At 48.5% G+C, this 12,330-nt stretch carries 13 protein-coding genes; 12 read left to right on the top strand and 1 reads right to left on the bottom strand.

Going from position 1 to position 12,330, the window contains the following annotated elements; genetic code table 11:
- The first annotated feature begins 52 nt into the window (after positions 1 to 52).
- Both rpoE and KTG14_RS08645 read left to right on the top strand, forming a co-directional pair.
- Entirely contained in the window at positions 53 to 649 is a 597-nt protein-coding gene (gene rpoE, locus KTG14_RS08650) for a DNA-directed RNA polymerase subunit delta (protein ID WP_216970553.1), read from the top strand.
- Between the two features lie 275 nt (positions 650 to 924).
- Positions 925 to 2,523 carry a CTP synthase gene (locus KTG14_RS08645; RefSeq protein WP_216970552.1) on the top strand — a complete coding sequence of 533 codons (1,599 nt, stop codon included), beginning with the start codon at positions 925 to 927 and terminating at the stop codon, positions 2,521 to 2,523.
- 95 nt (positions 2,524 to 2,618) lie between these two features.
- Here KTG14_RS08645 and KTG14_RS08640 read toward each other — a convergent pair whose 3' ends face one another.
- Positions 2,619 to 3,104, bottom strand: coding sequence for a DUF2529 family protein (locus KTG14_RS08640; protein ID WP_216970551.1), 486 nt, complete (start codon positions 3,102 to 3,104; stop codon positions 2,619 to 2,621).
- A 70-nt stretch (positions 3,105 to 3,174) separates the two neighbouring features.
- Here KTG14_RS08640 and KTG14_RS08635 point away from each other — a divergent pair, with 70 nt between their 5' ends.
- The 10 genes from KTG14_RS08635 to prmC all read left to right on the top strand — a co-directional run bounded on the left by KTG14_RS08635 (position 3,175) and on the right by prmC (position 12,307).
- Positions 3,175 to 3,534 (top strand): response regulator, encoded by a 360-nt coding sequence (locus KTG14_RS08635; protein ID WP_216970550.1) that lies wholly within the window; start codon positions 3,175 to 3,177, stop codon positions 3,532 to 3,534.
- An 87-nt stretch (positions 3,535 to 3,621) separates the two neighbouring features.
- Entirely contained in the window at positions 3,622 to 4,485 is an 864-nt protein-coding gene (locus tag KTG14_RS08630; RefSeq protein ID WP_216970549.1) for a class II fructose-bisphosphate aldolase, read from the top strand.
- A gap of 57 nt (positions 4,486 to 4,542) precedes the next feature.
- Positions 4,543 to 5,193, top strand: a complete 651-nt coding sequence (fsa, locus tag KTG14_RS08625) for a fructose-6-phosphate aldolase (RefSeq protein WP_216970548.1) — start codon at positions 4,543 to 4,545, stop codon at positions 5,191 to 5,193.
- A 26-nt stretch (positions 5,194 to 5,219) separates the two neighbouring features.
- Entirely contained in the window at positions 5,220 to 6,521 is a 1,302-nt protein-coding gene (locus KTG14_RS08620) for a UDP-N-acetylglucosamine 1-carboxyvinyltransferase (protein ID WP_216970547.1), read from the top strand.
- Between the two features lie 73 nt (positions 6,522 to 6,594).
- Positions 6,595 to 7,560, top strand: a complete 966-nt coding sequence (gene glpX, locus KTG14_RS08615) for a class II fructose-bisphosphatase (protein WP_216970546.1) — start codon at positions 6,595 to 6,597, stop codon at positions 7,558 to 7,560.
- 116 nt (positions 7,561 to 7,676) lie between these two features.
- On the top strand, positions 7,677 to 8,960 hold the full coding sequence (rho, locus tag KTG14_RS08610) for a transcription termination factor Rho (protein ID WP_216970545.1): 1,284 nt from the start codon (positions 7,677 to 7,679) through the stop codon (positions 8,958 to 8,960).
- Between the two features lie 150 nt (positions 8,961 to 9,110).
- Positions 9,111 to 9,326, top strand: coding sequence for a 50S ribosomal protein L31 (gene rpmE / locus KTG14_RS08605; RefSeq protein ID WP_211655020.1), 216 nt, complete (start codon positions 9,111 to 9,113; stop codon positions 9,324 to 9,326).
- A 153-nt stretch (positions 9,327 to 9,479) separates the two neighbouring features.
- A complete protein-coding gene (locus KTG14_RS08600) occupies positions 9,480 to 10,073 on the top strand; it encodes a thymidine kinase (protein ID WP_216970544.1) in 594 nt (197 codons plus the stop codon).
- A gap of 292 nt (positions 10,074 to 10,365) precedes the next feature.
- Positions 10,366 to 11,445 carry a peptide chain release factor 1 gene (gene prfA, locus KTG14_RS08595; protein WP_254178062.1) on the top strand — a complete coding sequence of 360 codons (1,080 nt, stop codon included), beginning with the start codon at positions 10,366 to 10,368 and terminating at the stop codon, positions 11,443 to 11,445.
- Positions 11,432 to 12,307 carry a peptide chain release factor N(5)-glutamine methyltransferase gene (prmC, locus tag KTG14_RS08590; RefSeq protein ID WP_216970542.1) on the top strand — a complete coding sequence of 292 codons (876 nt, stop codon included), beginning with the start codon at positions 11,432 to 11,434 and terminating at the stop codon, positions 12,305 to 12,307. Before prfA ends, prmC begins: the two co-directional genes overlap by 14 nt.
- Positions 12,308 to 12,330 lie beyond the last annotated feature (23 nt).

Below are 12,330 nucleotides of genomic sequence, written 5' to 3'. Positions count from 1 at the left end.
AGGACTTTGTATATAATGGATAGAGTTACGATACAAGAAGGGACGTGCACGAATGAACATCCGTGAATTAACGAAAGAAGAATTGCTAGAAGAGTCGTTCGTCGACTTAACATATGCCATTTTGGAAGAAACCAAAGAAACGAAAACCTTTTTAGAGCTTGTTGCGGAATTGCAGCGATTGATCGGGCTTTCCGAAGAAGAAATGAAAGCGCATCTTGCACAGTATTATACTGACATGAACATTGATGGCCGCTTCCTGATCCTTGGCGAAAATCGCTGGGGCCTTCGCGAATGGTATCCGGTCGAGCAGATTGAAGAAGAATCTGCACCGACGGTCAAAGCCCGCAAGAAGAAGAAATCGAAATCGACAGATGATGATTTCGACGATATGGATCTCGAGTTGGAAGATGAACTTGACTTTGAAGACTTCGGTGAAGATGATGGCGATGTCTCTTCGGATGATGACGATGATGACGATGATGATGAAGTGGCGGTCAAAGCACCGGTCGCTGATCTTGATTTCGATTCAACCGCCGATGATGATGATGAAGTAGAAGATGTCGGAGTTCTCGTTGAAGACCTTGATGGCAACATCATCGATGAAGAGGAAGACGATGAAGATGAAGAAGAAGAGGATGGGCTCAAGTAGTCTGAACTTTTTTTCACCTTGACGGAAACGGCTGTACAGGATAAGATTTTATTGGGCTCCTTAAAATAGGAGAGATGATTCGTATAGCTAACGCGCTCCCCCTGCACGCTTTGCAGGAGGAGCGCTTTTTATTTTTTAGTGCTGCTAAACGGCGGCAAATCAATGTGCCATCCACCTTTTAGGATGGCTAAAGCTTTTTATGGCTGAACGCGATTCGGGACTGTATGACGTGGAACAATCACATTTTATCTCATTACTCGAGGAGGAAACAGAGCATGACAAAGTATATATTCGTAACAGGTGGAGTGGTTTCATCACTAGGGAAAGGGATCACAGCAGCCTCTCTTGGGCGCTTGCTGAAAAACCGCGGCCTGAGTGTGACGATCCAGAAATTCGACCCATACATCAATATTGACCCGGGTACGATGAGCCCTTACCAACACGGAGAAGTCTTCGTTACAGACGACGGCGCGGAAACAGATTTGGATCTTGGCCATTATGAGCGCTTCATTGACATCAACTTGAACAAGTATTCGAACGTGACGACGGGGAAAGTCTACTCAACGGTCATCCAAAAAGAACGCCGCGGCGATTATTTGGGTGGAACGGTCCAAGTCATTCCGCATATCACGAATGAAATCAAAGACCGTCTATTGCGTGCAGCGAAAACAGCTCAAGCTGATGTGGTCATCACGGAAATCGGCGGAACGGTCGGCGATATCGAATCCTTACCATTCCTTGAAGCGATCCGCCAAATGCGTTCAGATCTAGGCCGCGAAGAAGTTATGTACATCCACTGTACGCTCATTCCTTACCTCGGCGCTGCAAAAGAAATGAAAACGAAACCGACACAACACAGCGTAAAAGAATTGCGCAGCCTCGGCATCCAGCCAAACCTGATCGTGGTACGCACGGAATATCCAGTGCCTCAGGACATGAAAGATAAAATCGCGTTGTTCTGCGATATCAAATCCGAAGAAGTCATCGAATCCCGCGACGTCGATGTCATTTACGAAATGCCGCTTCGCTTGCAGGAGCAGCACATGGACCAAATCGTTCTGGATCATTTCGGCATCGAAGCGCCGGAAGCGGACATGACGGAATGGAACGGCCTTGTCGAAAAAGTGAAATCCTTGAAGAAATCCGTGAAGATTGGCCTTGTCGGTAAGTACGTAGAACTCCAAGATGCTTATATCTCTGTCGTGGAATCCTTGAAGCATGCCGGTTTCGCATTCGACTCGGATATTGAAGTCGACTGGATCAACGCAGAGCACGTCAACGCTGAAAACGTAGCGGAAACGCTCGAAGGCTGCGACGGAATTCTCGTACCCGGCGGTTTCGGCGACCGCGGTGTGGAAGGAAAAGTTCTTGCCACGCAATATGCTCGCGAAAACAAAGTGCCATTCTTCGGCATCTGTCTCGGGATGCAGCTTGCTTCTGTTGAATTTGCGCGCAATATCATGAATATGGATGGTGCACATTCGTCAGAACTGGATCCGAAAACATTGTATCCGGTTATCGACTTGCTGCCAGAGCAAAAAGATATCGAAGACCTAGGCGGCACACTACGCCTTGGCCTATACCCAGCGAAGCTCGACAAAAATTCAAAAGCATATGAAGCTTATGGAGAAGAACTTGTTTACGAAAGACATCGCCATCGCTATGAATTCAATAACGAATTCCGCGAGCAGTTCGAAAAAGCCGGTTTCAAATTCACTGGCACGAGCCCGGACGGCCGACTGGTTGAAATTATCGAAGTCGCTGACCATCCTTGGTTCGTCGCTTGCCAGTTCCACCCGGAATTCATCTCGCGCCCGAACCGTCCGCAACCATTGTTCCGTGAATTTGTTCGCGCATCTTTGGGCAACCAGTAATCAGCACGTGAAAAGCCGCTTCATCTCCTGGAAGGCAGGCATCGATCAGATGAAAAAAGCCTTCCCTGTTCCAGGGGAGGCTTTTTTACGGCTTGTCAATCTACGAGCATTTCATCGATGGCCAATTTAACTGCATGGTAGACATACAAAGCACCGAGCCCATGGGGAATCATAATGCGCTCGCCGTCTTCGCCTGGCAGCAAGCCCTTGTCGATGTTCAAGGAGAGAAGAACATCTGCCGTTTCACTGCTATGGCTTTCAGCTGTCAGCATTGCGAACGGGATGGCGCATTTCGCCAATTCATGGGCCAAGGAGTCGCCTTCGTCTTTCCGAGCTAGAATCCACACCCGGTCAGCTGTCGACAGTTTAGCAGATGTGTCATAACGAACCGCTGATTGGAGCGTTTCAGGGCCGTTCAAAGCGGACGCCGAGACAGCTTCTAGTTCACCGAAAGCAGCCAGATGGATGCGGCCTTCACCGATGGCAGCTTGCGCGAGAAGTCGTGCCGTATCTTCGATGGCTTGTTCTTCCTTGGCGAGGCGCTGAAACAGGCCAGTCAATTGTGTCGTCAATATTTTCAAATGGGTTCACCTCAAACCGAGTATAGCAGAATGTGCTGCGCTTCGAAAAAGGTGGAAAGGAGTGGCTGATGTGAGAAGGATTCTAATAGTAGATGATCAACAAGGCATCCGCCTGTTATTGAAAGAAGTATTCGAGCGGGAAGGGTACGAGACCTTGATTGCCGGCAGTGGGAAAGAAGCATTGGAACTTATGGAAGAAGCATGTCCCGATATGGTGCTGATGGACATGAAGATGCCGGGCATGGATGGCATTGAATTGCTGAAGCGGTTAAAGAAGCGGAGACACGATTGCAAAGTGATCATGATGACGGCTTATGGCGAAATGGGCGTGATCGAAGAATTGATGAATTGGGGAGTGGTGCGTTATTTCACTAAACCTTTCGATGTTTTCGAATTGCGCGATGCCGTTCGCGAGCTGATTGGCGATTAAACAGGCACCGAGTGGCGAAACAGCGCCATTTTTGATATAGTGAAAAAGATATTGGGCTTGTGCCTATTCTGAGGAGGAAAAATAATAATGCCATTAGTTTCAATGAAAGAAATGATGATAAAAGGTAAGAAGGACGGTTATGCCATCGGGCAATTTAACCTGAACAACCTGGAATTTACACAAGCGATCCTGCAGGCGGCGGAGGAAGAAAAATCCCCGGTCATCTGCGGCGTCTCAGAAGGTGCAGCACGCTATATGGGTGGATTCACGACTGTCGTACATATGGTGAAAGGCCTAATGCATGATTACAATATCACAGTTCCGGTCGCTATCCATCTAGATCACGGTTCCAGTTTTGAAAAATGCAAAGAAGCGATCGATGCAGGTTTCACATCCGTGATGATCGATGCATCGCATCATCCATTCGAAGAAAATATTGAAATTACGCGCAAAGTGGTTGAGTACGCACACGCTAAAGGCGTTTCCGTGGAAGCGGAACTGGGCATAGTTGGCGGCCAGGAAGATGATGTCATCGCAGAAGGCGTTATCTATGCCGATCCGAAAGAATGCCAGACGCTTGTCGAACAGACAGGCATCGATTGCCTAGCGCCAGCGCTCGGCTCGGTCCACGGGCCTTATAAAGGCGAACCGAACCTCGGATTTGCTGAAATGGAAGAAATTTCACAGCTTTGCGACGTGCCGCTTGTCTTGCACGGCGGAACAGGCATCCCATTAAAAGATGTTCAACGTGCAGTATCCCTTGGTACATCAAAAATCAACGTCAACACGGAAAGCCAATTGGCGGCATCAAAAGCCATCCGTGAAAAATTGGCATCTGATGCAGATGTCTACGACCCACGTAAGTATTTGACGCCAGCACGTGATGCTATCAAGGCGACTGTCATCGGCAAAATGCGCGATTTCGGTAGTTCACAACAAGCAAATTCATAAAAACTTAGGGAGAGAGGCGGATCCGTCTCTTTTTCCACATATAGGAGGAAATCATTCATGAAATTTTTTATTGATACAGCAAACTTCGACGAAATTAAAGAAGCACACGCTTGGGGCATTCTCTCAGGTGTCACGACTAATCCATCACTTGTCGCAAAAGAAAAAGATGTCTCGTTCCATGACCGCCTGAAAGAAATCGCCGACCTTGTCGACGGATCAATCAGCGGTGAAGTCATCGCCCTTGATTCAGAAGGCATGATCAAAGAAGGCCGTGAACTGGCTGAACTTGCACCAAACATCACAGTAAAATTGCCGATGACTCCGGATGGCTTGAAAGCATGCGCGGTTCTTGCAGGTGAAGGGAAAAAAGTCAATGTTACATTGATCTTCAGCGCCAACCAAGCGCTTCTAGCAGCACGCGCTGGAGCAGCTTACGTTTCCCCATTCCTTGGGCGCCTTGATGATATCGGGCACAACGGCATGGATTTGATTGCACAGATTGCTGAGATTTTCGCAATCCACGACATCGATTCAGAAATTATCGCCGCATCGATCCGCCATCCGCAGCACGTGACAGAAGCAGCGCTTAACGGTGCGCATATCGGCACAATGCCGATGAAAGTGCTTGAAATGATGTTCAAGCATCCGTTGACGGATAAAGGAATCGAAGCATTCCTAGCCGATTGGGAAACCCGCTCTGTGAAATAAGGCTGACAGGGAAAAGGAGAAATACAATGGACGTTTATAAAATAAAAGGCGGCAAACGCCTTACCGGAACGATCAAAGTCAACGGTGCTAAAAACAGTGCCGTGGCGCTGATTCCAGCTTCGATTTTGGCGAATTCGCCAGTATCGATTGAAGGTTTGCCGGAAATTTCTGATGTGTGGACATTGAAAAGTATTTTAGAAGAAATTGGAGGTTCCGTCACATTCGAAGACGGCGTCATGCAAATCGACCCGACTGAAATGGTCGACATGCCTTTGCCAAACGGCAACGTCAAAAAATTGCGGGCTTCCTACTATATGATGGGCGCAATGCTTGGACGCTTCAAGCACGCTGCGATTGGCCTTCCAGGAGGCTGCTTCCTCGGGCCGCGACCAATCGACCAGCATATTAAAGGTTTCGAAGCGCTAGGTGCAAAAGTGACCAACGAGCACGGTGCGATTTATTTGCGTGCTGACGAACTCCGCGGCGCGAAAATTTATCTAGACGTTGTCAGCGTAGGCGCAACAATCAATATCATGCTGGCAGCTGTGCGTGCGAAAGGTCAGACGGTGATTGAAAACGCGGCGAAAGAGCCGGAAATCATCGATGTCGCGACGCTTCTCACCAATATGGGTGCGAAAATCAAAGGTGCTGGTACCAATGTCATCCGTATCGAAGGTGTCGATGAACTTCATGGTACCAATCACACCATCATTCCAGACCGCATCGAAGCCGGTACTTTCATGATTATGGCGGCAGCTGCTGGTGACGGGGTAACGATTGATAACGTTATTCCTTTCCATATGGAAGCATTAACTGCGAAGCTCCGTGAAATGGGCGTTGAAGTTCAGGAAGATGAAGAATCGATTCACATCCCGAAAACCGAAAATTTGCAGCCGATCGACGTCAAGACTTTGGTGTATCCAGGGTTTGCAACCGATCTGCAGCAGCCGTTCTCGGTCTTGATGACACAAGCACACGGATCTTCCATGATCACCGACACGATTTATTCGGCGCGCTTCAAGCATGTCGATGAGTTACGGCGCATGAACGCGGTCGGGCGAGTGGAAGGGCGTGCTGCGATTATCACCGGGCCGACGCCTTTGACTGCGGCAACCGTTGTCGCATCCGATTTGCGTGCTGGCGCTGCACTTGTCATCGCCGGCTTGCTTGCTGAAGGTGAAACGGAAGTGCGGGAAATCTATCATATCGAACGTGGCTATTCAAACATTATTGAAAAGCTGCGTGGCCTGGGCGCTGACATTCGCCGGGAAACGATTGACCCGGTGGCAAGCGGCAAGTCGTCCGACCTCAGTTCTGACATGAATTGACTCTCTAAAGGCGTTTAGATATATGCTACAATGTAAAATGGCATATACAAAGATTGAACGGAGGAAATGAATTATGGAACGAAGTCTTTCGATGGAATTAGTGCGGATTACAGAAGCGGCAGCAATCGCCTCTTCAAAATGGATGGGCCGCGGCCTAAAAAATGAAGCGGACGATGCGGCAACGGAAGCGATGCGCACTGTATTCGATACGATTCCGATGCGCGGTACCGTCGTTATCGGCGAAGGCGAAATGGACGAAGCACCGATGCTCTACATCGGCGAAGAACTTGGTTCAGGCGATGGTCCTGAAGTGGATGTCGCGGTCGACCCTGTAGAAGGCACGAACATTGTCGCTGCCGGTGGTTGGAATGCGATTGCCGTCCTGGCGATTGCGGACCGTGGAAATTTACTCAATGCACCGGATATGTACATGGACAAAATTGCGGTCGGCCCCGAAGCTGTCGGCAAGATTGACATCAACGCTCCGGTCATCGACAATTTGCGTGCAGTCGCTAAAGCGAAAAACAAGGATATCGAAGACGTTGTTGCCACGATCATTGACCGGCCGCGCCATGCGCAGATCATCAAGGAAATCCGCGATGCGGGAGCTCGTATCAAGTTGATTACCGACGGCGATATTGCAGGTGCTATCAATACGGCTTTCGACCAAACAGGTGTTGATATCCTGTTCGGGATAGGCGGAGCTCCAGAAGGGGTTATTTCTGCAGTCGGATTGAAATGCCTTGGCGGGGAATTTCAAGGCAAGTTGGTTCCTCAGGATGAAGAGGAACGGCAGCGGTGCCTGGATATGGGCCTAGAAGTCGATAAAGTGTTGATGATGGATGACCTGGTCAAAGGCGATGATGCTATCTTTGCAGCGACAGGGATCACCGACGGAGAACTTCTTCGTGGCGTTCAGCTGAAAGGTTCTTTTGCAGAAAGCCATACCTTGGTCATGCGTGCGAAATCCGGCACGATCCGTTTTGTCGAAGGGCGCCACAGCCTCAAGAAAAAACCGGATCTCGTCATGAAAGATTGATTTCCATACTCCAAACCTGAGTCCGGCTTTATGCCGGGCTCCTTCTTTACTGACTCCAGAACAATTGAAATTCCCCAGAAATCTTGAAACTAATGATAAGTGTGGTGTCCAACTAGATGGCAACGATGACAATTTCCGCATTGGAAAATATGACGCTCAAAGAGCTCTATAACTTGGCAAAAGAATACAAATTGAATAATTACAGCAAACTGACAAAAAAAGAATTGATTTTCGCCATTCTCAAAACCCGTGCGGAACAGGAAGGTTTCTTTTTCATGGAAGGTGTCTTAGAAATCATCCAATCGGAAGGTTTCGGTTTCCTTCGCCCGATCAACTATTCACCAAGTTCACAGGACATCTATATTTCCGCTTCCCAGATCCGCCGGTTCGACTTAAGAAACGGGGATAAGGTGTCAGGCAAGGTCCGGCCGCCAAAAGAAAATGAACGTTATTTCGGCCTGCTTCAAGTAGAAGCGGTGAACGGCGAAGACCCGGAAGTCGCTAAAGAACGCGTCCATTTCCCAGGCCTAACGCCACTGTATCCGGATCGCCATATCCTTTTAGAGACGGGACCTGAACATTTATCTACACGTATTATGGATCTCGTCTCCCCGGTCGGCTTCGGTCAGCGCGGGTTGATCGTTGCGCCGCCCAAAGCAGGAAAAACGATGTTATTAAAGGAAATTGCCAATGCCGTGACGACCAATCATCCAGAAGCGGAGTTGATCGTGCTGTTGATCGATGAGCGTCCGGAAGAAGTGACGGATATCGAACGCTCGGTTGATGCTGATGTGGTCTCATCGACATTCGATGAAGTTCCTGAAAATCACGTCAAAGTAGCTGAGCTGGTGCTCGAACGCGCCATGCGCCTTGTCGAGCATAAGCGCGATGTGATCATTTTGATGGATTCGATCACACGCTTGGCTCGTGCTTATAATTTGGTCATCCCACCAAGCGGCCGCACATTATCCGGCGGCATCGATCCCGCTGCATTCCACCGGCCGAAACGCTTTTTTGGGGCGGCGCGCAATATTGAAGAAGGCGGCAGCTTGACGATCCTCGCGACGGCGCTCGTCGATACCGGATCGCGTATGGATGAAGTTATTTATGAAGAGTTCAAAGGCACCGGCAATATGGAACTGCATCTGGATCGCAGTTTGGCCGAACGCCGCATTTTCCCAGCGCTCGACATCCGCCGTTCAGGAACTCGCAAGGAAGAATTGTTGATGAATCCGGAACAACTTGATAAACTATGGACTATTCGCAAAACCTTCTCGGATTCGCCGGACTTTACAGAACGCTTCATGAAAAAGCTCAGCCACTCCAAGACTAATGAAGAGTTTTTTGGGCAATTGCCAAGAGACGGCAAATCATCACGCACTCCGCGAAAGTCGATTTGATTACTTGCAAAAGCCTGTAGGTTTTGATATGATTATGAAAGTGAAATAAAACAGTACTATTGCATATACGGCCTAACGAGCCGTGTAAGGCAATAGGCAAAATAGATTAAACTCTGTTCCAGATGGTTCAGGGCGGGAGGAGAAAATATTATGAAAACAGGTATTCACCCAGAGTACAAAACAGCAACAGTGACTTGCTCATGCGGCAACTCATTCGAAACAGGTTCAGTAAAGGAAAACATCAACGTTGAGCTTTGCTCAGAATGTCATCCATTCTATACTGGACGCCAAAAATTCGCAGCTGCAGATGGCCGCGTAGACCGTTTCAACAAAAAATACGGCCTCAAAGAAGAAATCAACAACTAAGTCACTATTATACCCGTCCGTCGCGAAAACGCCGGATGGGTATTTTTTTTCGTCAAAGAACAGAAAAAATCAATTACATAGCAAAAAAATGATAGGCATATCCACCATTTTTGGTATGATATTAACAGTAAATGTTTGAAAGGGGTCTCCACTATGTACGTCATGAAACAGACCGGATGGGTTGAGGTGATCTGCGGCAGCATGTTTTCCGGAAAATCGGAAGAGCTGATACGCCGCATCCGCCGCGCGCAATTCGCCAAGCAGAAAATCGCGGTATTCAAGCCGAAATTGGACAACCGCTACAGCGAAGAAGCGGTTGTCTCCCATAACGGAACCACTGTGATCGCGCTGCCGATCGGGCATTCCGGCGAGATGAAAGAATATATAACCGACGAATTCGATATCATCGCCATTGATGAAGCTCAATTCTTCGATATGGAAATCGTCGACCATGTTCAAAAACTGGCCAACCACGGATTCCGTGTCATTGTCGCAGGACTTGACCAGGATTTTCGCGGTGAGCCGTTCGGGCCAATGCCGTCCCTGTTATCGATCGCGGAACAAGTGACCAAACTGCAGGCTGTCTGCACCGTCTGTGGATCTCCCGCAAGCCGCACACAGCGCCTGATCGACGGAAAGCCTGCCGGTTCTGATGACCCGATCATCCTAGTCGGCGCTTCCGAAGCTTATGAGCCGCGCTGCCGCCATCACCACGAAGTCCCGGCCGGCGTTACGGTTACAGAATAATTTGGTTTGAGAATGCATCAACTGGCTTAAAGAAGCTTTTTATTAAAAACAAATCACAAATTTCGAGAAGCTAATGGACTTGAATTTTGTAGGATTACTGATAAAAGATATGGAGCGAAATAGCGCAGACTCCTGAGTGAGCAGCGAAGTACTGAAATCCATTCGGGTGCCTAGCCCGAATTAGTTCAGTGCAAGCCCCCGGAAAGCCAGCTATTTCGCGTAATATCGTCAACAGTGATATCTTATGCACAGAATTATAGACTTTATATAGAAGAAACTAGAGGTGAAAACAATGTTTGACCGTTTACAGTCTGTCGAGGAAAGATACGACCGTCTCAACGAAATGTTGAGTGACCCGGATATTGTCAGCGATACGAACAAGCTGCGCGATTATTCCAAAGAACAATCCGATCTGCAGGAAACGGTGGAAACCTACCGCGAATACAAAGACGTTCAGACACAACTGGCTGATTCGAAAGCCATGTTCGAGGAAAAAATGGATGCCGATATGCGTGAAATGGTCAAAGAAGAAGTCGCAGAACTCGAAGGGCGTTCGAAAGAATTGGAAGAACGCCTCCACATCCTGTTGATTCCAAAAGATCCGAACGATGACAAAAACGTCATCATGGAAATTCGCGGTGCAGCAGGCGGCGATGAAGCAGCCTTGTTCGCAGGCGATTTGTTCAAGATGTATTCCCGTTTTGCTGAAGCCAATGGATGGAAAGTCCAAATCATGGACTCGAACCAAACCGAAATTGGCGGATTTAAAGAATTGGTCTTTATGGTGACTGGTAAAGGCGCCTATTCCAAACTGAAATATGAAAACGGAGCACACCGTGTACAGCGCGTTCCTGAAACCGAATCCGGAGGGCGCATCCATACTTCGACAGCGACGGTTGCATGTTTGCCGGAAGTGGAAGAAGTCGAAGTTGATATCCACGATAACGATATCCGCGTCGATACCTATGCATCTTCAGGTGCAGGGGGCCAATCGGTCAATACGACGATGTCGGCAGTACGCTTGACGCATTTACCGACGAATATTGTTGTTACGTGCCAAGATGAGAAATCCCAGATCAAGAATAAAGCGAGCGCCATGAAAGTGCTGCGTGCCCGCGTTTATGAAAAGTTCCAGCAAGAAGCACAAGCAGAGTATGATTCCGTACGTAAATCTGCTGTCGGTACAGGTGACCGTTCAGAGCGCATCCGCACATACAACTTTCCGCAAAACCGCGTGACGGACCATCGTATCGGATTGACTATCCAAAAGCTAGATCAAATCCTGCAAGGCAAGATGGATGAAATTGTTGACGCCCTGGTGATCGATGAACAATCAACGAGGATGGAGAGTTTGAACAATGAGCAAAGTTGAAACCTTAACGACAGTGGAATTTGTATACGAAGCCTTGGAGCAAGCGACAAGCTATTTAAAGCAATACGGCCGTGAAGAAACGCCGGCACGCATTCTGTTGCAGCATGAACTCGGAGTGGATTACTCCGGTTTGGTCGCGGCGATGCGTGATAAAATCGAAGAGCGTCAGTTTGAAGCCTATTGGGCCAATGTAGAAGAATTGGTTGAAGGCGTGCCTGTCCAGCATTTGACGGGAGTGGAGCAGTTTTACGGCAGAACCTTCCAAGTGTCTCCAGCCGTTCTCATCCCGCGCCCTGAAACAGAAGAGTTGATTGAAGAGACCTTGAAGTTGAAGCGTGAGCTATTCGGCACGGAAGAAGTGCAGGCAGCGGATATCGGAACGGGAAGTGGAGTCATTGCAATCACTCTGAAATGCGAATTGCCGGAAGCGGAAGTGATGGCGACGGATATTTCTGAAGAAGCTTTGTTTATGGCTGAACGCAACGCTGAAACTTTGAATGCAGATGTCCATTTCACAAAAGGTGACTTGGCAGCGCCGCTTACAGGGCGGAAATGGGATATCATCTTATCCAACCCGCCGTACATCGCTCATCATGAAGCACTGGGATTGTCCGATACGGTGCGTGAATTCGAACCGCATGAAGCGTTATTCGCTGACCGTGACGGGCTTGCGGCTTATGAAACATTGGCAGCGCAAGTGCCTGAATTGATCAGCCGCCCAGGTATCATCGGGCTTGAAATCGGCAGCAGTCAAGGCGCTGCCGTAACGGAATTGTTCCAGAAAGCTTTGCCTGAAGCACGTGTCTATTGCAAAAAAGATATCAACAAACACGACCGCATGGTATTTTGTATTTTAGAGTAATTTGTGCACAAATCACCTGATGT

Origin of the sequence: Planococcus sp. CP5-4_YE, assembly GCF_019042655.1 — a bacterium.
In the GTDB taxonomy this organism is placed as follows: Bacteria; Bacillota; Bacilli; order Bacillales_A; family Planococcaceae; genus Planococcus.
This window is presented reverse-complemented; position numbering and strand designations above follow the sequence as displayed.